20 protein-coding genes are annotated in these 19,514 nt (G+C 72.7%); 7 read left to right on the plus strand and 13 right to left on the minus strand.

Annotated elements, in window-relative coordinates; translation table 11 throughout:
* Positions 1 to 18: 18 nt before the first annotated feature.
* Genes AC0OLQ_RS06970 through AC0OLQ_RS06980 form a run of 3 tightly spaced genes read right to left on the minus strand, consistent with a single transcriptional unit; the run spans position 19 to position 1,325 of the window.
* Positions 19 to 738, minus strand: a complete 720-nt coding sequence (locus tag AC0OLQ_RS06970) for a cellulose binding domain-containing protein (RefSeq protein ID WP_484530671.1) — start codon at positions 736 to 738, stop codon at positions 19 to 21.
* Between the two features lie 43 nt (positions 739 to 781).
* Positions 782 to 1,102 (minus strand): GYD domain-containing protein, encoded by a 321-nt coding sequence (locus AC0OLQ_RS06975; RefSeq protein ID WP_484530672.1) that lies wholly within the window; start codon positions 1,100 to 1,102, stop codon positions 782 to 784.
* Between the two features lies 1 nt (position 1,103).
* Positions 1,104 to 1,325 carry a hypothetical protein gene (locus tag AC0OLQ_RS06980; RefSeq protein ID WP_484530673.1) on the minus strand — a complete coding sequence of 74 codons (222 nt, stop codon included), beginning with the start codon at positions 1,323 to 1,325 and terminating at the stop codon, positions 1,104 to 1,106.
* Positions 1,326 to 1,645: 320 nt separating this feature from the next.
* On the opposite strand from AC0OLQ_RS06980, the gene AC0OLQ_RS06985 reads away from it, so the two are divergent.
* Together AC0OLQ_RS06985 and AC0OLQ_RS06990 are read left to right on the plus strand one after the other, a co-directional pair.
* Positions 1,646 to 5,137: an ATP-binding protein gene (locus AC0OLQ_RS06985; protein ID WP_484530674.1), complete on the plus strand. Its 3,492-nt coding sequence runs from the start codon at positions 1,646 to 1,648 to the stop codon at positions 5,135 to 5,137.
* An 81-nt stretch (positions 5,138 to 5,218) separates the two neighbouring features.
* Positions 5,219 to 6,217 (plus strand): hypothetical protein, encoded by a 999-nt coding sequence (locus AC0OLQ_RS06990; RefSeq protein WP_484530675.1) that lies wholly within the window; start codon positions 5,219 to 5,221, stop codon positions 6,215 to 6,217.
* A 55-nt stretch (positions 6,218 to 6,272) separates the two neighbouring features.
* Here AC0OLQ_RS06990 and AC0OLQ_RS06995 read toward each other — a convergent pair whose 3' ends face one another.
* The 3 genes from AC0OLQ_RS06995 to AC0OLQ_RS07005 are packed head-to-tail and all read right to left on the minus strand — an operon-like array spanning position 6,273 to position 8,719.
* Entirely contained in the window at positions 6,273 to 7,127 is an 855-nt protein-coding gene (locus AC0OLQ_RS06995) for an ABC transporter permease (RefSeq protein WP_484530676.1), read from the minus strand.
* A complete protein-coding gene (locus tag AC0OLQ_RS07000) occupies positions 7,124 to 8,137 on the minus strand; it encodes an ATP-binding cassette domain-containing protein (RefSeq protein WP_484530677.1) in 1,014 nt (337 codons plus the stop codon). Before AC0OLQ_RS07000 ends, AC0OLQ_RS06995 begins: the two co-directional genes overlap by 4 nt.
* A 27-nt stretch (positions 8,138 to 8,164) precedes the next feature.
* The gene (locus AC0OLQ_RS07005; RefSeq protein ID WP_484530678.1) at positions 8,165 to 8,719 is read right to left on the minus strand and encodes an NADPH-dependent FMN reductase; all 555 of its coding nucleotides are present in this window, start codon (positions 8,717 to 8,719) and stop codon (positions 8,165 to 8,167) included.
* A gap of 130 nt (positions 8,720 to 8,849) precedes the next feature.
* Here AC0OLQ_RS07005 and AC0OLQ_RS07010 point away from each other — a divergent pair, with 130 nt between their 5' ends.
* Positions 8,850 to 9,350: a GNAT family N-acetyltransferase gene (locus AC0OLQ_RS07010; RefSeq protein WP_484530679.1), complete on the plus strand. Its 501-nt coding sequence runs from the start codon at positions 8,850 to 8,852 to the stop codon at positions 9,348 to 9,350.
* A gap of 54 nt (positions 9,351 to 9,404) precedes the next feature.
* Here the strand turns inward: AC0OLQ_RS07010 and AC0OLQ_RS07015 are convergent, their stop codons facing one another.
* From AC0OLQ_RS07015 to AC0OLQ_RS07030, 4 genes are all read right to left on the minus strand, one after another.
* On the minus strand, positions 9,405 to 9,575 hold the full coding sequence (locus AC0OLQ_RS07015; protein ID WP_168215388.1) for a hypothetical protein: 171 nt from the start codon (positions 9,573 to 9,575) through the stop codon (positions 9,405 to 9,407).
* 17 nt (positions 9,576 to 9,592) lie between these two features.
* Positions 9,593 to 10,669, minus strand: coding sequence for a glycosyltransferase family 2 protein (locus AC0OLQ_RS07020; RefSeq protein WP_484530680.1), 1,077 nt, complete (start codon positions 10,667 to 10,669; stop codon positions 9,593 to 9,595).
* A 277-nt stretch (positions 10,670 to 10,946) separates the two neighbouring features.
* Positions 10,947 to 11,930 (minus strand): aldo/keto reductase, encoded by a 984-nt coding sequence (locus AC0OLQ_RS07025; protein WP_484530681.1) that lies wholly within the window; start codon positions 11,928 to 11,930, stop codon positions 10,947 to 10,949.
* A 63-nt stretch (positions 11,931 to 11,993) separates the two neighbouring features.
* Complete coding sequence (locus AC0OLQ_RS07030; protein ID WP_484530682.1) at positions 11,994 to 12,599, minus strand: SDR family NAD(P)-dependent oxidoreductase; 606 nt, start codon at positions 12,597 to 12,599, stop codon at positions 11,994 to 11,996.
* Between the two features lie 215 nt (positions 12,600 to 12,814).
* Here AC0OLQ_RS07030 and tnpA point away from each other — a divergent pair, with 215 nt between their 5' ends.
* Positions 12,815 to 13,213, plus strand: a complete 399-nt coding sequence (gene tnpA, locus AC0OLQ_RS07035) for an IS200/IS605 family transposase (protein WP_484530683.1) — start codon at positions 12,815 to 12,817, stop codon at positions 13,211 to 13,213.
* Positions 13,214 to 14,431, plus strand: coding sequence for an RNA-guided endonuclease InsQ/TnpB family protein (locus AC0OLQ_RS07040; protein ID WP_484530684.1), 1,218 nt, complete (start codon positions 13,214 to 13,216; stop codon positions 14,429 to 14,431).
* A 441-nt stretch (positions 14,432 to 14,872) separates the two neighbouring features.
* On the opposite strand, the gene AC0OLQ_RS07045 is transcribed toward AC0OLQ_RS07040, so the two are convergent.
* Together AC0OLQ_RS07045 and AC0OLQ_RS07050 are read right to left on the minus strand one after the other, a co-directional pair.
* Complete coding sequence (locus AC0OLQ_RS07045) at positions 14,873 to 16,036, minus strand: glycosyltransferase family 2 protein (RefSeq protein WP_357345232.1); 1,164 nt, start codon at positions 16,034 to 16,036, stop codon at positions 14,873 to 14,875.
* A 418-nt stretch (positions 16,037 to 16,454) separates the two neighbouring features.
* Positions 16,455 to 17,309: an aldo/keto reductase gene (locus AC0OLQ_RS07050; RefSeq protein ID WP_484530685.1), complete on the minus strand. Its 855-nt coding sequence runs from the start codon at positions 17,307 to 17,309 to the stop codon at positions 16,455 to 16,457.
* 25 nt (positions 17,310 to 17,334) lie between these two features.
* Here AC0OLQ_RS07050 and AC0OLQ_RS07055 point away from each other — a divergent pair, with 25 nt between their 5' ends.
* Positions 17,335 to 17,469, plus strand: coding sequence for a hypothetical protein (locus AC0OLQ_RS07055; protein WP_484530686.1), 135 nt, complete (start codon positions 17,335 to 17,337; stop codon positions 17,467 to 17,469).
* Here AC0OLQ_RS07055 and AC0OLQ_RS07060 read toward each other — a convergent pair.
* Entirely contained in the window at positions 17,451 to 18,443 is a 993-nt protein-coding gene (locus AC0OLQ_RS07060; protein WP_484530687.1) for a LysR family transcriptional regulator, read from the minus strand. The genes AC0OLQ_RS07055 and AC0OLQ_RS07060 overlap by 19 nt on opposite strands.
* Positions 18,444 to 18,491: 48 nt before the next feature.
* On the opposite strand from AC0OLQ_RS07060, the gene AC0OLQ_RS07065 reads away from it, so the two are divergent.
* Complete coding sequence (locus AC0OLQ_RS07065; protein WP_484530688.1) at positions 18,492 to 19,373, plus strand: serine hydrolase; 882 nt, start codon at positions 18,492 to 18,494, stop codon at positions 19,371 to 19,373.
* Positions 19,374 to 19,514 lie beyond the last annotated feature (141 nt).

Here is a 19,514-nt window from a genome sequence, read left to right on the forward strand (position 1 = left end):
GCGCCGCCGGTGCTGTCCTCAGGACCAGGTGTCGCCGAACTCGCGCACGCCGTCGACGTCGAGGGTGACGTGGTCGTTCTCGACCCAGCCGCCGGTGGCGGCCCGCCAGCTCGGGTCGTCCCGCTCGTCGAGGTCCGTCCAGTTCGGCCGGTGCAGCCGGAGCTGGATCGGCCCGGAGGAGGCGCCGGGGGCCAGCACGCCCGCGGTGAAGGTCAGCTCGACCCAGCCGGGGACCGGAGTGCCGGGGAGCGGATAGACCGTCGGGGTGGGGCTCGGCGGCGGCGCGGGCGGAAGGAAGTACTGCAGGGTGCGGCGGGCCGTGCCGCAGCCCAGCGCCGCCCAGTCGCACTCGATCACCAGCGAGGGGTTGCCGTCCTCGAAGCGCAGGTGGTAGCGCACCCGGACCGTGGTGAGGTCCAGCGGCGTCGCGCCGGTGTTGGTGACCTGAAGGGCGAACTGCGCCTGGGTGTTCGTGGGCGACCAGTCCAGGTTGAGGTGGTCGGCCCTCGCGCGGCCGTACGCGGTGCGGACCACGGTCACCGGCGAGGTGTCGGAGTAGCCGCCCGGCGCGTACGCCTGGACGGCGATCCGGTAGCTGGTGCCCGGCGCCAGCCCGGTCAGCGTGATGCCGGTGGACTCGGTGCTCCCCAGCCGAGCAGGCTCGCCAGGACGGCGAGGATGGCGCTGACGGTGACGTGGCGGGCACGCATGGTGCGGATGCTGGGGAATCCCATTCATCCTTATCAATCGAAAAGCCCAGCCCTCGGGACCGTCCCGTGCCTCAGGCCCCCGGGGCGCTGTAGGCGGCGCGAGTCCGGGTCGCCTCGTCGACGTCGGCCGGGGTGAGCAGTGGGGTGACCTGTACCTGGAGCCCACCGGCCGCGCCGATGGCGATGGCCAGCGCGGCGGTGGTCCGGTGGTCGGGCATCTCGCACAGCACGTAGGTGTCGTCGTCGGCGAAGGCGAAGTACATCGACTCCACCCGTCCTCCGGCGTCCTCGACCATCTTCCGCACCACGTCCACGCGTTTGGTGCCACCGTCCCGGATCAGTCCGCTGAGCCCGTCGGCGGTGTAGGTCGACCGCAGCAGGAACATGGCCATGTCAGCTGGTGCCCCGCCGTTGGACCCGCTGCTCGCCCTGGACCTTGGCGCGGCCCTGGTCCCGTTCGCTCCCGGCGGCGCCGGTGGCGGTGTGCAACTGGTGCCGCTTCCCCGTGCGCTCCATCCCCGAGCCCTGGCGGCCCGGCGCGCCGCTGCCCGGGTGCCGGTGCGCCCGCGCCGACTCGCCGCCCGGATCGTGCTTGTTCTGCTTGTGGCTACCCATGGGCCGCGGTTACCCGCTGCCTCGACCGCTAGTCATGGGCCTTGCGCCTCACTCCGTGCCCCGGGCGTAGTGCGGCAGCAGCGCCCCGGTGCTCGTCGGCTCGCAGTGGGTCAGCCGGAACGTGGCGAGGTTCCGGTCGTCGGGCCAGATGCGCTTGCCGCAGCGGCGCGCGCAGGGAGTTCGAGGCGACGTACTTGAGCTTGGTGTTCAACGGGTCGGCGACCACCCGCTCGGGCCCGGGTGACGTGTGGCCAGTGCGCGGCGAAGCGTTCGCGCGGGTTCCCCGCGTTGTCGGTGCGGTCGACTACCGTCGTGAGGTCATGGAGCCGCGGTTCGGCGAGGCGATCATCGGGCGGGAGCATCCCGCGGCCCTGCTGCGCGCCGAAGTGGACCGGGTGACCGCCAGCCACGGCGGCCTGGTGCTGGTCACCGGCGAGCCGGGCATCGGCAAGACCACGCTGGTGAGCGCCGTCGCCGACGACGCCCGGCGGCGCGGGGCGCTGGTGCTCGGCGCGGCCTGCTGGGACTCCGACAGCGCCCCCGGCTACTGGCCGTGGGTGCAGGTGCTGCGCCGCCTGGGCCGCTGGCCCGACGACTGGGCCCGGGCGCAGACGGCCGCCGGGCCGGGGCTCGCCGCGCTGCTCGGCGAGCGCACCGGCGCCGACCCGGCCGGGGAGGAACCGACCGACGACGGCGGTCAGGCGGAGTTCGCCCTGCACGACGCGGTGACCACCGCGCTGGTGGCCGTCGCCCAGCACCGGCCGGTGGTGGTCGTCCTGGACGACCTGCACTGGGCCGATCCGGCGTCGATGCGGCTGCTCCAGTTCGCCACCCAGCACACCTGGTTCGAACGGCTGCTGCTGGTCGGCACCTACCGCGACGCCGAGGTCGAGTCCGGCGACCACCGGCTCCGGCCGCTGCTGCTGCCGCTGACCGCCAAGGCCACCACCATCACCCTCGCCGGCCTGGGCCGCGACGAGGTGGCTGCGCTGATCCGCCGCACCGCCGGGCGCGAACCGGGCGCCGACCTCGTCGACGAGGTGCACCGGCGCACCGGCGGCAACCCGTTCTTCGTCGAGCAGACCGCCCGGCTGTGGCACACCGACGGCTTGGCCACCACCATCGCCCCCGGCGTACGGGAGGCGGTGCGCCGCCGCCTCGACCAGTTGCCCGCCCCGGTGGTCGAGGCCCTCATCGTGGCCGCCGTGCTCGGCCGCGACTTCCACCGCCAGGTTCTCGCCGCCTGTCTACCCGCCCCGGTCGCGCAGGTGGACCGGCTGCTCGACCGCGCGGCCAGCGCCCGGCTCGTGCTGGCCCGGGGCGGCGGCCGGTTCGCCTTCGCCCACGACCTGGTCCGGGAGACCCTCTACGACGGGTTGACCGACGCCGAGCGCCGGGCCCGGCACGCCGCCGTGGTCCGCGCCGTCGACCGGTCGGCGGCGCTCGCCGAGCGGCTCATCCCGGCCGACCTGGCCCGCCACGCCTGGCTGGCCGGCGCCGACCTCGACCCGGGGCGGGCCGTCGAGCTGCTGGTCGCCGCCGCCCGGGAAGCCGGCGGGCGGCTGGCCGTGGAGGAGTCGGTGCAGCACTTCCGCCGCGCGCTGGAGGTCGCCGACGAGCCGGCCCGCCGGGTCAAGGTGCTGCTGGAGCTGGCCCAACTGCTGCACCACGTCGGGTCGCAGGACGAGGCCGAGCGGCTGCTCGCCGACGCCGCGGCCCTGGCCCGCCCGCTCGACGAGCCGGCGATGCTGGCCCGCGTCGCGCTCACCGCCCACCGGCAGGAGGCGGCCGCCCGGCGCCGCACCGACGCCGACGCGCTGGTCCGCGAGGCGTACCGGCGGTTGATCGGCGAGCCCGAGCCGGGTCGGGGGACGAGCGCCCTGGTCACCGACCTGATCACCGCCACCGAGACGCTCGCGCGGCACGGCCGCGACGACGAGGCGCTCACCTTCAGCCTGTGGGCCCGGCACGACACCACCTGGGGGCTCGGCACCGCCGAGGACCGGGCCGTGGTCACCGCGGAGATCCGGGAGGTGGCCCGCCGCACCGGAGACCGGGAGACCGAGCTGTGGGCCACCTCGCTGCGCTGGGTGGCGCTGCTGGAACTCGGCGACCCGGGCTATTCCCACGAGCACACGGCCTTCGTCACCGGCTGCCGGCAGGGCGAGGTCGCCCGGCAGCGGATGGCGGCGGCCATCGACAGCGGCATCATCGCCGCCTTCCGCGGGGACTTCGACGCGGCCGAGGCGCACTACGCCGAGATGGACGGGTACGGCGAGTGGGAGCACCCCGACCACGCCTTCATGGGCCTGCACCTGCGCTGGTCCCTGCTCCTGCTTCGGGGGCGCCTCGCCGAGGCCGAGGCGTTGCTGGACGCGCCGGAGGCGGCCGGCCACCCGCAGCGGGGGCTGCTCCGGGCGATCACGGCCGCCGAGCGCGGCGACGCGGAGACCGTCCTGCGGCTGACCGCCGGGATCGAGGCGGCCGGCACTCCGTATCCCCGGCCGGTGTCGCCGTTGTGGCTGCGGCTGCGGGCACAGGCGGCGGCCGCGGCCGCGGATCCCCGGCGGTGCGCCGAGGTGCGGGCGGCGCTGGAGCCGCACCGGGGCCGGTGGATGGCCGCGTTCTTCGGCTGCGACATCAGCGGCCCGGTCGACCTCTGGCTGGCCGCCGTGGACGCCGCCGAGCAGCGCTGGGACGACGCGGTCGCCGGCTACGCGGCGTCCCGCGACGCCGCCGACCGGATGGGTGCCCGGCCGTGGTCGCTGCTCAGCCGGGCCGGGCTGGTGGCCGCCCTCACCGCATGTGGGCGGGCCGGCGACGCGGCCACGGCGGCCCGGCTGCGCGCCGCGACGGTGGCCGAGGCGCGGGCGCTCGGCATGACCCAGGTTCTGCACCGGCTCGGCGAGGCGGCTGCTCCCACCGCCGCCGGAGAGGTGGCACGAGGACCGGAGGCGAGCCTGGCCGACGCGCTGCCGGCGCCGGCCGGACCGGGTCATGCCAACGCGCTGCCAGCGCAGGCAGGATCCGGTCATGCCGACGCGCTGCCGGCGCCGGCCGGGTCAGATCACGCCCGCGCCGTACCGGCACCGGCCTACGCCGTCGGGGTGTCGGCCCCGGCCGGGTTGGGTCGCGCCGTCGCGGTGGCAACACCGGCCGGAGCGGGTCAGTCGGCCGATGGTTCGGCCGGTCCCGGCATCGTGGGCGGCGACCGGGCCGGCGGGGTCGAGGCCGCCGTCGTGCCCGAGTTCCGGCGGGACGGGGCCGTGTGGCGGCTCGCCTACGCCGGCACGGTGGCGCACCTGCCCGACGCCAAGGGCCTGCACGACCTGCGGCTGCTGCTGAGCCGGCCCGGCGTCGACGTCCCCGCGGTCGAACTGCTCGACCCCGCCGCCGGGCCGGAGCTGGTCGCCGCCCGGCGGCTCGGTGGTGACCCGGTCCTCGACGAAGAGGCCAAGGCCCGCTACCGGCGGCACCTGCAACGGCTCGACGACGAGATCGACCGGGCCGCCGTCCGCGGCGACGACCGGAAGGTGGGCGCCCTGGACGCTGAGCGCACCGCGTTGCTGGCCGAGCTGCGCGCCGCGGCCGGGCTGGCCGGGCGCACCCGCCGGCTCGGCGACGAGGCCGAGCGGGCCCGCAAGGCGGTGACGGCCCGGATCCGTGACACGCTGCGCCGGCTGGACGACCGGCATCCGGCGCTCGCCGAGCATCTGCGCGCCACCGTCTCCACCGGCAGCTCCTGCCGCTACCTGCCCACCGAGCCCGTGCCCTGGCGCCTCTCCGAGCCTGGTGAGGCAGCTGGCCGCTGAGCCCGCGGCCCGGGATCGACGATAATCAGCTGCCGGACCGGCCGGCCACCACGACCGGTCCGAGCGGCATATGCTCCCTCGATGTTCCGGAACCCTTTCAGCCGTGCTCAGCGGCCGGTGGAGCCGGCCGTCGACCTGGACCGGGCCCTCGACGACCTGGAGCTGCGTGCCGCGCGGGACAAGGCGTCCGCCGACTGGCGTGCCGCCCGCGACGTGATCGAGGCCGCCGGCCCCGACTGGGAGCGCCGCGCCCGCCGGGTCTCCGTCCTCAGCGACGCCGCCGCCGACGACACGTGGCTGGACGCCTGGCTGGTGTCCGCCCCCGACGATCCGACCGCCGCCGTCCTCCTCGCCGCGAGGCTCGCGGAACGAGCGGGCCGGGCGCGGGGTTCAGCCCCGGCCAGCCAGACGACCCAGGAGCAGTTCCAGGGGTTCGCCGAGCTGTCGGCCCAGGCCGCGGTCGCCGCGCGCCGGGCCATCGCCCTCGCGCCCCACGATCCCGTGCCGTGGATCGACGTGCTGTGGGCGATGTTCTCCGACGGCCGCTCGCTACAGGCGGAGTTCCACCAGGCATTCACGGAGGCGCGGCGCCGCGACCCGTTCAACCTGGGGATCCACCTGGCGGCGGTGAGCTTCCTCTGCGAGAAGTGGTACGGCTCGCACGAGGAGATGTTCGGCCTGGCCCGGGCCACTGCGGCCGCCGCACCGCCCGGGACGGCGGTCACCCTGCTTCCCCTGTTCGCGCACTTCGAGTACGCGATGCGCGAGTTCAACTGGGGCACCCCCACTCCGGAAGGGGTGCTGGCCTGCCGCCGGTACTTCCAGCGTCCCGAGGTGTGGCAGGAGTACGACGCCTGCGCGGCGAAGTGGCGAGCGGCCGGCCCGCCCCGGCACGGCGACGCGATGGTGTGCCGCAACTGGCTCGCCCTCGCTTACTCGCTGTCCGATCGCCGGGACGAGGCGAAGGCCATGTTCGACGAGATCGGCCCGTACGCCACGAGCCCCGTGTGGGCGTACTTCTTCGGCGGTGTGAAGCACGGCTTCGTACACAACTGGCGGTGGGCGAACCGCGTCCGGTAGGGGCGGGACGACGACGGGGGTGTCGCCGCGGCGGCACCCCCGTCGTCCCGTCGGATCAGCGGCGGTTGTAGCGGTACATGGTCAGCGTGCCGAAGACGGCCACGAACCCGGCGCTCCACAACAGCAGCCACATCGTGTTGGTCGCGTCCGCGGTTCCGCCCATCGCGGCGCGCACGGCCGCCACCAGGTGGGTGACCGGGTTGGCCTTGACGAACGCCTGGAGCCAGCCCGGCATGGTGGCCGGGTCGACGAAGACGTTGCTCAGGAAGGTCAGCGGGAACAGCACCATCATGCTGACCCCCATCACCGACTTCTCGCTGCGCAGCACCAGGCCGAAAAACGTCCAGACCCAGGAGAACGCGAACGAGAAGACCACCAGCAGGCCGATGCCGGCGAGCACCCCGAGCGGCCCGCCGGCGGGCCGGAACCCGAGCGCCAGCCCGACGCCGAGGATGACCACCGCGGCGAGCACGTAGCGCAGTACGTCGCCGAAGATCATGCCGACCAGCGCGGCCGGCCGCCAGACCGGAAGGGTGCGGATCCGGTCGAAGACGCCCTTCTCGATGTCGTTGTTCAGCCCGACACCGGTGTACATCGTGATCATCACGACGCTGGTCACCATGATGCCCGGCAGGAAGAACTGCAGGTAGTCCCGCGGGCTGTCGGCGAGCGCGCCGCCGAACAGGTAGGTGAACATCAGCACCATGATGATCGGGAACGCGGTCACGTCGAAGAGCTGCTCCGGCACGTGCTTGATCTTCAGCATCGCCCGCCAGCCGAAGGTCAGCGACGCGGCGAGGGCGCTCGGCCTCGGCGGCCGCTCGCCCGGGGCGAGGACCGTCGCCAACGCCTCGGCGGACGGCACGTAGACGGACGGCGGCCGCCCGGTCGTGGTCGCGGTGTCGCTCATCGGGCCGTCTCCAGTTCGTCGTCCCGCTCGTCCGTCGACACGGCGGGATGGTCGGTCAGGGCCAGGAACACCTCGTCCAGGCTCGGCTGGCCGAGGGAGAAGTCGTCCACCACGATGCCGGCCCGGGCCAGCTCGCCGAGGGCCCGCGCGGCCTGCTCGCCGGCCTCCAGGTCGGTGCCGTCCTCGCCGACCCGGGCGGTGAGCACCACCGGATCCGCCTCCAGCTGCACCGGCACGCCCAGCGCCACCCGCAGCACCTGCTCGGCCCGGGGCCGCTCCCCGGCGTCGCGCAGCCGCACGTGGACGGTGCCGGAGCCGACCGACGACTTCAGCTCGCCCGGGGTGCCCTCCGCGATCACCCGGCCGTGGTCGACCACCGCGATGCGGCCGGCGAGCTGGTCGGCCTCGTCCAGGTACTGGGTGGTCAGCAGCACCGTGGTGCCGTGCGCGACCACCGCCCGAATGATCTCCCACACCTGGTTGCGGCTGCGCGGGTCCAGCCCGGTCGTCGGCTCGTCCAGGAAGAGCAGGTCCGGGGTGTTGAGGATGCTCGCCGCGATGTCGATCCGCCGCCGCATCCCGCCGGAGTACTTCTTCACCTGCCGGCCGGCCGCCTCGGTCAGCCCGAACGCGGCGAGCAGCCGCTCGGCCCGCTGCCGAGCCGCCGGCCGGCCCAGGCCGAGCAGCCGACCCAGCAGGACCAGGTTCTCCGCCCCGGTCAGGTCCTCGTCGAGCGAGGCGTACTGGCCGGTCAGGCTGACCCGGGCGCGCACCGCGTCCGCCTCGGCGACGACGTCGTGCCCGAACACCCGGGCCCGCCCGCCGTCCGGACGCAACAGCGTGGCCAGCACCCGCACCGCGGTGGTCTTCCCGGCGCCGTTCGGCCCGAGCAGCCCGTAGACGGTGCCGGCGGGGACCCGGAGATCCAGGCCGTCGAGCGCTCGGGTCGAGCCGAACGACCGGACCAGGCCGTCGGCCTCGACGGCCGGGCCGGTGTTCCGGTTACTCATGATCACTACCTCTCGTCGTGGGTGTTCTCAGGAGACGTACGGGCGCGCCGCGCGGCCCTCGCGCAGCGCCAGGCCCCACCAGCAGAGCTCGTCGAGGAGCACCCGGGCGTCCTGCCGGAGCTGCTCCTCGGCCCGCCCCGCGGGCTCGCCGTCGAGCAGGTCGACGCCGACGGTGTCGCGCACGGTCATCGCGTGCAGGGCGGTGAACACGGTCCGCAGCTGGTCGACCGCGTGCAAGCCGACCGACCGGCAGCCGTAGGAGACGAAACCGACCGGCTTGGCCTGCCACTCGTCGTAGGCGTAGTCGATCGCCTGTTTCAACGAGGCCGGGAAGCTGTGGTTGTACTCCGGGGTGACCACCACAAACGCCTCCGCGCGGTTCACCTCCCCGGCGAACGACCGCATCGCCGGTGTCGGCTCGGCCGGCAGGCTGGCCGGGAAGTCGTACCCGGCGAGATCGAGCACGGTCAGCGCCAGCCCCTCGCGCTGCCGCGCCTGCGCGACGAACCAGCGACCGATCCGGTCGCCGATCCGTCCCTCCCGGGTGCTGCCGATGATCACAGCGAGCCGCAACGGCGTCATGCTCCCCTCCCGCTGGTGTCGGGCCTCACCTCCCAGGCGCCAGACGCCGAGCGGCGGCCCGCCAGATCGGATCTGGCGGACGACTGTCGGGGGCGGCTGCTTGAATCGGCGCCGGACCGAAGGGGGACCCATGACCGAGGTACGCCTCGCCCGGTGGAGCGCCGACGACCTGGCGCTGCTGCAACAGCTCAACGCGCCGGAGGTGCGAGCGCACACCGGCGGCCCGGAGACCGACGAGCAGGTGCTCGCCCGGCACGAGCGCTACCTGCGCGGCCCCGGCCCGCGCAGCGGTCACATGTTCACCGTCGGGCTGCCCGACGGGACGAAGGTGGGCAGCGTCGGCTACTGGGCGCGGGAGTGGCGCGGCGAGCCGGTCTACGAGATGGGCTGGGCGGTGCTGCCGGCGTACCAGGGGCGGGGGCTGGCGAGCGCGGCGGTGCGCGCGCTGATCGCGGAGGCCGCGGCGCACGGCGACCGGCGCTTCGCGCACGCCTACCCGTCGGTGGACCACCCGGCGTCGAACGCGGTGTGCCGCAAGGCCGGGTTCACGCTGCTCGGCGAGACGGAGTTCGAATACCCGCCGGGGCACCTGATGCGCTCCAACGACTGGCGCATCGACCTGACCGGTTGAGGTGATCAGGCGCCACGACGCGGCTGCCGAGGCCGCCGCGCCGTGGCAGGACGATCAGCTGGCGCGGGCCTTACGGCTCCGGATGCTCGGGGCGAGCCGGAGCAGGGCCATGCCGGCGATCAGGAGCGTCGCGCCGGCCACCAGCGACCACGTGATGCTGACGCCGGTGACGGGCAGGGAGGCCGAGCAGCCGGCGGCGGCAGCGGCGCATCCACGCTGGTACATGATGAGTGCCTTTCTTCTCAGGAATTGATCCATACGCGGTCGGTTCCGCGCACGGTCTGGGCCAGTGCTCGCCAGTAGGCGAACGACCTGACCTGCTCGTAGCACCACTCGGGAAGCAGCGCGGCGGCGGTGAGCAGTCCCCACCAGCCCTGCCGGCGGACGGTCAGCGCGCGCTCGAGCACGAACACGGCGGTCAGCGCGAGCCAACGGGGGTCCCACGGGACGAAGCCGATCAGGAACCAACCCCCGATCAGGCTGGCCAGGTAGAGCGGGACGAGGAGCGAAGTGGTGTAGATGCCGAGCTGCCGCAGCCAGTTGCCGGCATTCCACGGGCGGACGCCGTACAGGCGCAGCGAGTCGAGCATGCCGCGCTGCCAGCGGACGCGCTGGGTGATGAGAGCCTGGAGGGTCGGCATGGAGTCGGTGATGGCCTCGAATCCGGGGGCGACCCGGGGGCGATAGCCCAGCGACCGGACCGCGAACGTCATCTCGATGTCCTCGGTGGCCGGATCGCGGTGGTACAGCTCGCCCCGGTACCCGGGCAGGTCACCGGCGGCGCGGGCGGCCAGGATCCGCCGGACCACCGGGACGGGGAAGAGGGTGGCCACCCCGGACAGGACGATGGCATGGCCGCCCTTGCGCCAGACCCAGCGGGAGAAGCGGGCGTACTCGTTGCCCTGCAGGATGTCCAGCAGCCGGGGCTGGCGGTCCAACCGGTAGTCGGCGCAGACCGCGCCGACGCCGCGGCGCTCCAGCCCGCGGATGGCGGCGGCGACCGCACCGGGCGCGAGGATGCTGTCCGCGTCCGTGACCAGCAGCATGTCCTGGTCGTCCAGTTGCGGCAGCAGCAGGTTGACGGCCCAGTTCAGGGCGCCCGCCTTCTTGTGCGGGTTCGGGCCGGGCATCTCCCACACCTCGGCCCCGGCCGCCCACGCGACGGCGGCCGTGTCGTCGGAGCAGTTGTTCGGTACGACCACCAGCCGGTCCACGGGCCGGGTCTGCGCCTGGAGGGCGCGGATGGTTTCGGCGATGGTGCCCGCCTCGTTGTAGGCGGGCACCACCACGATGACCCGGGTGTGGCGGTAGGTGCTCATAGGGCAGCCAGCCGTGAAGTCGTCCGCATCTGTGCGTGGGCCCCGTTCCCGTCGCTGAACAGTCACGTCGGTTGCGTAGCCGGTCCGGCCGCAGAGCGTGCCCCGAGCAACCCCGTTACATCCACCTAACGAGAGACAAAGTCGGGAGTGATTCTCAATTCCGGTCGTATCCGACAGACGGACGGCCAACGGGAAAGCGCCGATCGGCGGAATTTCGCAACACGAGACAGCGCTGCCCACACCGCACGGCCGGGAGCGGGCGAGCAGCGCCCCGCGCCTACCGTGCCTGGTCCAGACGACCCCGCTGCTCCGGGGTCAGCTCCAGGTCGACCGCCGCGAGGCTCTCCTCCAGTTGCGCCACCGAGGAGAAGCCGACCAGCGGGATCGCCGGCACGTCCCCGCCCAGCAGCCAGGCGAGCACCACCTGGTTGACCGTCGCCCCGGTCTCGTCGGCCACGGCGCGCAGCGCGGCCAGCCGGGCCGGGGTGCTCGGCAGGGCGTAGTCCTCGCCGAGGCGTTCCGGCTTCGCGTAGGCGCCCTTGAGCAGCGGCGAGTACGCCACCAGGGTGAGCTGCGGCTCGGCCCGCAAATAGCTGGCCAGGTCGGGCCCGACCGCACCGACGTCGCCGTCCGGGTCCAGCTCACCCGGCAGGTCCAGCCGCCGGGGCAGGTAGCTGCGGTGGTACTGGAGCACCTCGTACCCGGGCAGACCGGCCGCGGCGGCCAGGGCTCGGGCCCGCTCGACCCGCCAGGAGCGGTGGTTGCTCGCGCCCAGCAGCCCGACGGTGCCCTCGGCGACCAGCTCCGCGAAGCCCTCCACGGTCTCCCGCAGCGGCACGGTCCGGTCCTCGATGTGCGCGTAGAGCAGGTCGAGCCGGTCCACGCCGAGCCGTTCCCGGCTGCGCTCGGCCGACTCGCGGATCACCTTGGCCGACAGCCCCTCGGCGTTGTCCACGTAGCTGGTGCCCGGGGCGAGGGGACGGGCGCCGAGCTTGGTGGCGATGACCACCTCGCTGCCGACGCCACGGCTGCGCCGCCAGCGGCCGAGCAGCTCCTCGCTCTCCCCGCCCTGGCCCCCGTTCTGCCAGAAGGCGTAGTTGTCCGAGGTATCGATGAACGTGCCGCCGGCCTCGACGTACCGGTCGAGGATGGCGTACGAGGTGGCCTCGTCGGTGGCGGTGCCGAAGAGCATGGCGCCGAGGCTGAGCACGCTGACATCGCGGCGGGTGGCCGGGTCGGTGCCGATGGTGCGGTAACGCATGAAATCCTCCCGTCAGACGGTGGCACCACCCTCCACCTTCGAGTGCGCGCGAAGTCAAACGCCTCACCAGGGCAGCACCCCGTAGCCGCCGCCGGCGTCCATCTGGTAGCCCCAGAGCAGTCCGCTCGGCCCGTCCGCCGGCAGGGTCGCCAGGTGCACGCTCACCTCCGCGCCCTCCTCCGGGGTGCGGAAGCCGCTGTGGTGGTTGAGGTCGGTGGCGCAGTAGCCGGGGTTGGCCGCGTTCACCTTGATCGGGGTGTCCCGCAGCTCCTTGGCGTACATGGCGGTGACCATGTTCAGCGCCGTCTCCGAGGACGGGTAGGGGATCGAGGTCAGCGCGAACAGGGCGCCCTTCGGGTCGGTCATCACCGCGATCGAGCCGACCTCGCTGGACACGTTGACGATCCGGGCGGCCGGCGCCCGGCGCAACAGCGGCAGCAGCGCGTTGGTCACCGCAACCACGCCGAACAGGTTCGTCTCGTAGACCTCGCGCAGCGTCTCGAGGGTGGTCTCGCTGGGCAGCCCGGCGCCGTCGGCGCGGATGATCCCGGCGTTGTTGACCAGCACGTCCGGCCGGCCGTACTCCTGATCGACCAGCTCGGCCGCGGCGGCGACCGACGCCGCGTCGGTGACCTCCAGCGGCACGAACCGGGTCCACCCCCTCGGCACGCAGCTTGGCTTCCGCCTCCAGGCCCCGCGCGGCGTCCCGCGCGCCGACCAGCACGGTCATCCCGCGCGCCGAGCTGCCGGGCGGTGGCCAGGCCGGTTCCCTTGTTGGCCCCGGTGATCGAAGTGCGTAGCGCGCAGACCCCCGGCTTTAGCCGTGGGGTTAGCGTGTCAATTTCGGACGGACAGTAGATAGCGCGAGGCTGTATATTGCACGGGTGTCCGTTGCCCTGCGGTCGAACAGCAACGTCGTGTTCCAGTGCGCTTTCCACGTCGTGTGGTGCCCGAAGTACCGACGCCGGGTGCTCGGCGGCCGGATCGAGGAGCGGTTGAAGCAGCTCATCCGTGAGGTGGTGGAGGAAAAATGGGCGTGGCTGGTGGCGCTGGAAGTCATGCCTGACAATGTTCACCTGCTGGTCGAGGTGGACCCGCAGTTCGGCGTCCACAAGCTCGTCAAGGCGATCAAGGGACGGACTTCTCGGGTGCTGCGTGAGGAGTTCCCGTCGCTGTGTTCTCGGCTGCCGACCTTATGGACGAACTCGTACTTCGTGGCGACCACCGGCGGTGCCCCATTGGCAGCGGTGAAGCGGTACGTTGAGCAGCAGAAGGGCCGCTGAATGCTGACCGGCCGCCGCTATCTCCTCGCCTTCACCGACGAGCAGGCCGCCTACGCCGAACAGGTCGGCGCGGTGTGTCGGGCGGTGTGGAACACGGCGTTGGAGCAGCGCCGTGAGTACCGCCGCCGCGGCGCGTTCATCGGCTACAACGAGCAGGCCGGGCAGATGGCCGAGGCGAAGAAGGACCCGGACTGCGCGTGGCTGGCCGACGCGCCGTCGCACACGTTGCAGCAAACCCTGCGGGACCTGGACCGGGCGTGCAAGACGCATGGCACGTGGAAGGTGCGCTGGCGGTCCAAGGCCCGCACGGCCCCGTCGTTCCGGTTTCCCGACCCCAAGCACATCGCGGTGCAGCGGCTGAACCGCAGGTGGGGTGAGGTGCGCCTGCCGAAGTTCGGGCCGGTCAGGTTTCGGTGGACCAGGCCGTTGGGTGGCCCCATCCGCAACGCCACCGTCTCCCGTGACGGCGGACGCTGGTACATCTCGTTCTGCGTCGAGGACGGCGGGACCGAGGTTGCCCCGAACGGTAAGCCGCCGGTCGGTGTGGACCGGGGTGTCACCGTGGCTGTGGCCACCTCTGACGGGGGGCTGGACGAGCGGGAGTTCGTCACTGCAGGCGAGGCGGCCCGGCTCAAGCGGTTGCAGCAGCGCATGTCCCGGTCGCTGCGGGTCCATGGCCGCAACCGCGGATCGAAACGTCGCGACGCTACCCGCGCGCAACTCGGCCGGCTCAACGCCCGTATCCGGGCCCGCAGAGCTGACTTCGCCGCGCAGACCGCCGTGCGCCTGGTCCGCGAGCACGGCATGGTCGCTGTCGAGGGCCTGCGGATCAAGAACATGACGGCCAGCGCGAAGGGCACCGTTGAGCAGCCCGGCCGTAACGTCCGCCAGAAGGCTGGCCTGAACCGGGCCATCCTCGCCAAAGGGTGGGGCGGATTCCTGCTCAAGCTGGAACACGCCGCCCGCTACCACGGGGCAAAGATCGAGAAGGTCAACCCGGCGTATACGTCGCAGACCTGCAACGCCTGCAAGCATGTCGCCTCGGAGTCCCGCGAGAGCCAAGCGGTCTTCCGGTGCGTCGCCTGCGGGCATCAGGACCACGCCGACGTGAACGCCGCCAAGAACATCCTCGCCGCCGGGCTGGCGGTAACAGGGCGCGGAGACCTAGCCGCAGGGCTGTCTGTGAAACGCCAACCACCCGAACGGCTCGCGGCGTGAACGCGCCTCAGCCACGGGAATCCCCCGCCCTTCAGGCGTGGGGAGGAAGTCAACGTCTACGTCGCCGCGCCGGGGTCATTGACCGAGGCGGCGATCCGCCGGGTCGCCGAGCGGGTTGCCTCCTGAACCCCCGCGCGGGGACCGGCAGCCGAGCACCGGCCACGGTGGCCGCTCACCGGGGCAGATGGTCGAAGCGGTAACGGCTGACCTGCAACTGGGCAACAGGCGGTTGGGGTGCCCCGCGCGGAGCACTCGGGGCACCCCGCGCGGTTACCGGGACCTGCGAAGCCTGGGGGCGATTCGCATCAGAGCAGATCCGGCAGCCACCATGGCGAACCCGGCCAGCACGACCCAGAGAATGTTGGCTCCCGTAACGGCCAGGCCACCAGAGGTAGCCGCACCAGCAGCCGCAGGGGCAGTCACATTGTTGTACATCTCTTGTTACCAGTTCCTCTCTCGGCGGAAAATGAAATCGGTGTATGCCTTTGCGTGGACGAACTGGAGGAAAATGTCTAGTACCAGTTCGTACATTGTCGCCGAGGCGAGCATGTACTTCCAGCCGCGATAGCGGATGGTCACCACCCGCTCGACGACGAAAATGCTGGAAACCGCCAGCCAGAACGGCTGGACATGGATCTCGCGGTACACGCCTACGCTGTATCCGAGCGATCCCAGATACGCGAAGGTTGTGAGTACGCCAAGCAGCGTCACCAACTGCCTGCCCCAGTACCGCCACGTCACGCGCGTGATCCCGTACTGGAAGCAGTTCTCCACCGCCCCCCGTTTCCAGCGGAGGCGCTGTCTCCAGAGGTCACGCCACGTGCCCATGACCTCCGTGACCAGTGAACACTCCTTGGGCGAGAGAACCGTGTAGCCGAGATGACGCAGTGCGAAGGTCATCTCGTTGTCCTCGGTCAGAACGGTGGTGTCGTACACCCCACCCGCTCCGTCGCCCGCGGGGAGCCGGCCACTGAGTCTCGCCCTGGAGACCTCCTGAAGGGTGCCGGCCCGGAACACGGCCGCTGTGCCGGTGACCACCAGGCACTTGCCGTTCAACCGCGCAACGTCCCGGGCGTACCGGACGTACTCGTTGCGTTGGAGGTGGCCGACGAATCCACTGCCGCTGCTGCCTCGGAACACGCCTCCGACGGCTCCCAGCCTCCGGTCGGCACCCAGCTTCGCCAGCGCGTGATTGAGGAAATGAGGATCCAGGACCGAATCAGCGTCGACCACCGCGACGAAATCGTCAGCAGTCAGCCGCGGTAGCAGTTGTGCGAGTACCTGGTTCAGTGCACCCGCCTTCTTGCGCTGGTTTCCGAACGTCGTGAAGACGTACGCACCAGCCTGTGCGGCGAGTCGGGCCGTTTCATCCCGACAATTGTCGGCGATCACCACGACCATTGTGGGCCGGTACGTCTGCTGCCGCAGGGCGGTGACCGATTGGCTGATCCCCTGGGCCTCATCGTGCGCCGGCACGAGCACGATGAGCTTCCCGGGCACCTTGGCGCTGCCACGGGAGGTGCCCGCCCTTCTCCGCCTCGGAGGCCTTGCATCGCTCCGGGCCCGCCCGCCGCCCGGACCGGACCGCGAGTGCTTGCCGGACATACGAACTTCCTCCTGGACTGGTCGCCTGGCGTCCAGCCGCCCAGGTGCGGGCCGGCGAAGAACGACGATCGCGGCCGTGAGATGTCTGGCCGCCTGGTCGCCTCCCAGTCTGGAGGCGTCCCGACCTGCGGGTCTACGCCGACACGCCTCAATCTCCCCGGCTGACTGTTCCGTCAGTCAGACCCGCTTTGCCCGTTTCCGGGTGCGGGTGGCCGTGAGATCTGCCGACGCGGACCCTGGGTTCACCGGTAGAGCCGGCCGGGTCCGTGCGGATGGTCAGCGCGGGCCCGGTCGAACGGTCAGCGCGCCGTTTCGAGCCGGGCCCGCTGCTCCGGGCAGGGCTGCAGGTCGGCCGCGGTGACGTTCAACCCTCACCGAGGGAGCACTACCGACCGGGAGTGAGGGCTGCCGGTAGGCGTTACGCCGGCAGGTAGTCGAAGGTGTCCGGGTTCGGCCCCTGCCGGCCCGCCTCGCCCCGGTCCAGGCCGCTGATCCGCTCCACCGTGGTGTCGTCCAGCTCGAAGTCGAAGATCCGGAGGTTCTCGTCGATCCGACTCGGAGTGGTCGACTTGGGGAAGACGATGTCGCCGCGCTGCACGTGCCAGCGCAGCACCACCTGCGCCGGGGTCCGGCCGACCTCCTCGGCGATGTCGACGATGGTTGGGTCGTCCAGCACCTTGCCCTGGGCGATCGGCGACCACGCCTCGGTGAGGATGTTGTGCGCCTTCCCGTAGGCGCGCACCTCCTCGTTGCCGAAGTAGGGGTGCACCTCGATCTGGTTGACCGCCGGCACGATCTCCGCCTCCGCGGCCAGCCGTTCCAGGTGGGCGACCTGGAAGTTGGAGACGCCGATCGACTTCGCCCGGCCGTCGCGCTGGAACTCCTCCAGGACCCGCCAGGTGGAGACGAAGTCGCCGTCGTAGAGCGTTGGCAGCGGCCAGTGGATCAGGAACAGGTCGAGGTAGTCGAACTTCAGCTCCGCGAGGGTCGACTCGAACGCCCGGCGGGCGTCGTCCGGGCGGTGGAAGGCGTTGCTCAGCTTGCTGGTGACGAAGACCTCGCTCCGGTCCAGCCCGGAGGTGCGCACGGCCTGCCCGACCTCGGCCTCGTTGCCGTACATCTCGGCGGTGTCGATGTGCCGGTAGCCGATCTCGAGCGCCGTACCGACGGCCTGCGCGGTCTCCTTCGGGTCGATCTGGAAGACGCCGAAGCCGAGCTGCGGGATGGTGTTGCCGTCGTTGAGCGGGATGTCGGGAACGCTGTTCGGGGCCATGGAAGCCTCATCTCCGATCGTCCGGGTGCCCGGGAACGCTTCCACGCGCGGCGCCGGGCCTGCCACCCGGGTTCTCTACCCGCTCGACCCGGCTCGTCACGGCCGCCGCCGGGTGATCTGCGCCGCCGTCATCCAGCGCTACTACACCTGCGGCTGCTGACCGTCGCTCCGCCCGCCCTGGCCGGCCTCGAAGAGCACCGGCCAGGGCCGGGCGGCGGACGCGAGCGCCGCGGTCGCCGGTGGCGGTTCCGCGACGGCCAGCACCTCCGCCGCGAGCTGCCCGAACATCGGGGCCGCCGGGTGCCCGGCCCGGGCCGGCCAGGCCGCCGAGGTGCGCTTGACAAGCGGCGCGTCGACCAGCGGCCGCCAGGCGATCCGCGGCTCGCGGCGGGCCACCGACTCCGGCTCCAGGGCGACCGCGCCACCGGCCAGCAGCAGTCCGAACAGGAACTCCGGGTTGCGGGCCGGCCGGACCCGGGCGGGCACGAAGCCGTGCCGGCGGCAGACCGCCAGCAGGTGCCCGTGCCAGCCGGGCGCGGTGGCCGGCGGCGCGGTGATCAGGTCCAGGCCGGCCAGGTCGGCCAGCTCCACCTCGCGGGCCCGGGCCGGCGGCGCGGCCCGGGGGAGCAGCACCCCGACCGGGGCGTCCACGGCCGGGCCGAAGCGCAGCGCGGCCTCCTCCACCGGGTGGTGCAGCAGCCCGACGTCGAGCCGCCCCTCGGCCAGCATCCGCCGCTGCTCGGCGCTGGTCAGCTCGTGCAGGTCCAGGTCGAGCCCGGGCGCGCGGGCCGCGAGCCCGTCGAGCAGCGCGCGCAGCGTCACGGCCGGGGTCTCCGGGGGTACACCGGCGCGCAGCACGCCGAGCGCGCCCCGGCGTACCTGATCGACCAGGTTGCGCAGCCGGCGCTCCCCGGCGAGCAGTTCGTCGGCCTCGCCGAGCAGGAGCTGGCCGGCCGTGGTGAGCCGGACCTGCCGCTGCGACCGGTCGAAGAGGGTGGCGCCCAGCTCGCGCTCCAGCCGCTGGATCGACTGGCTCAGCGGCGGCTGCGCGATGCCGAGCACCTCGGCCGCCCGCCCGAAGTGCAGCTCGCGGGCCACGACCACGAAGTGCCGCAGGTGTCGCAGCAGGTCCACGACGGGCACCCTACGCCCGCCCCGACCGCCGCTGGTTAGCGTGTCGGGGTGAGCGCGGAGCGGATCGGGGAGATCTTCCAGCGGGCGGGGATCGCCGGCTGCCTGCACGTCGTGGACGTCGACGCGCCGGGGCGGGAGGTGGCGCTGCGCGCCGACGAGCAGGTGGTGATCGCCTCGGTGTTCAAGATCCTGCTGGCGCTGGAGTTCGCCCGGCAGGTCGTCGCCGGCCAACTCGACCCGGTCGAGCGGGTGCTGGTCGGCCCCGCCGACCGGCTCGGCGGCTGGGGCGTCGCCGGCTGCGCCGACGACGTCGAGGTGTCCCTGCGCGACCTGGCCTACTTCGCCATGTCGGTCAGCGACAACACGGCCGCCGACCTGCTGCTGCGCCGGGTCGGCCCGGACGTGCTGCCGATGCTCGCCGCCGAGCTGGACCTGCCGCGTACCCGGATCGTCGGCGGCCCCCGGCAGCTGGTCGAGACGATGCTCGCCGACGTGGGGGCCCGCACCGAGGCCGACTTCGCCCGGATCTTCCCGACCCTGCCGCCGGAGCGGGTCCGGGCCATGCGGGTCTTCGACCCGGCACACACCACCTCCAGCACGGCCCGGGAGATGACCCGGCTGCTCGGCCTGATCTGGCGGGACGAGGCGGGGCCGCCGGCCGCCTGCGCGATGGTCCGGGAGCTGATGGCCCGGCAGCTGTTCTGGACCCGGCTCGCCGCCGGCTTCCCGCCCGGCGTCCGGGTCGCCGGGAAGACCGGCACCCTGCCCGGCCTGCACCTGGAGGCCGGGGTCGTCGAGTATCCCGACGGCCGCCGGTACGGGGTCGCGGTCTTCGCCCGTACCGAGCGGCTCAGCACCCGCCGGATCGACGTGGACCTGGCCATGGGCGAGGCCGCCCGGGCCGCCGTCGAGGCCCTGCGCGCCGATTGATTTCCCGGCGGGGCCGGCCCGCGTTCAGAGCCGTGAGCTGCACCGATATCCGAACGCGTATCGACCGTGCCGCCGGCTGATCTTGGACATCGGCGGGCGGCCGGTGGTGGGGTGGGCGAACCGATCAACCTGCTCCACGGG

The organism is Micromonospora sp. Utrum1 (assembly GCF_057197805.1).

Coding starts and splice junctions, on each gene's coding strand:
- AC0OLQ_RS06970 (WP_484530671.1), bottom strand. CDS start 738: ATGAATGGGATTCCCCAGCATCCGCACCATGCGTGCCCGCCACGTCAC.
- AC0OLQ_RS06975 (WP_484530672.1), bottom strand. CDS start 1,102: ATGGCCATGTTCCTGCTGCGGTCGACCTACACCGCCGACGGGCTCAGC.
- AC0OLQ_RS06980 (WP_484530673.1), bottom strand. CDS start 1,325: ATGGGTAGCCACAAGCAGAACAAGCACGATCCGGGCGGCGAGTCGGCG.
- AC0OLQ_RS06985 (WP_484530674.1), top strand. CDS start 1,646: ATGGAGCCGCGGTTCGGCGAGGCGATCATCGGGCGGGAGCATCCCGCG.
- AC0OLQ_RS06990 (WP_484530675.1), top strand. CDS start 5,219: ATGTTCCGGAACCCTTTCAGCCGTGCTCAGCGGCCGGTGGAGCCGGCC.
- AC0OLQ_RS06995 (WP_484530676.1), bottom strand. CDS start 7,127: ATGAGCGACACCGCGACCACGACCGGGCGGCCGCCGTCCGTCTACGTG.
- AC0OLQ_RS07000 (WP_484530677.1), bottom strand. CDS start 8,137: ATGAGTAACCGGAACACCGGCCCGGCCGTCGAGGCCGACGGCCTGGTC.
- AC0OLQ_RS07005 (WP_484530678.1), bottom strand. CDS start 8,719: ATGACGCCGTTGCGGCTCGCTGTGATCATCGGCAGCACCCGGGAGGGA.
- AC0OLQ_RS07010 (WP_484530679.1), top strand. CDS start 8,850: ATGACCGAGGTACGCCTCGCCCGGTGGAGCGCCGACGACCTGGCGCTG.
- AC0OLQ_RS07015 (WP_168215388.1), bottom strand. CDS start 9,575: ATGTACCAGCGTGGATGCGCCGCTGCCGCCGCCGGCTGCTCGGCCTCC.
- AC0OLQ_RS07020 (WP_484530680.1), bottom strand. CDS start 10,669: ATGAGCACCTACCGCCACACCCGGGTCATCGTGGTGGTGCCCGCCTAC.
- AC0OLQ_RS07025 (WP_484530681.1), bottom strand. CDS start 11,930: ATGCGTTACCGCACCATCGGCACCGACCCGGCCACCCGCCGCGATGTC.
- AC0OLQ_RS07040 (WP_484530684.1), top strand. CDS start 13,214: ATGCTGACCGGCCGCCGCTATCTCCTCGCCTTCACCGACGAGCAGGCC.
- AC0OLQ_RS07045 (WP_357345232.1), bottom strand. CDS start 16,036: ATGTCCGGCAAGCACTCGCGGTCCGGTCCGGGCGGCGGGCGGGCCCGG.
- AC0OLQ_RS07050 (WP_484530685.1), bottom strand. CDS start 17,309: ATGGCCCCGAACAGCGTTCCCGACATCCCGCTCAACGACGGCAACACC.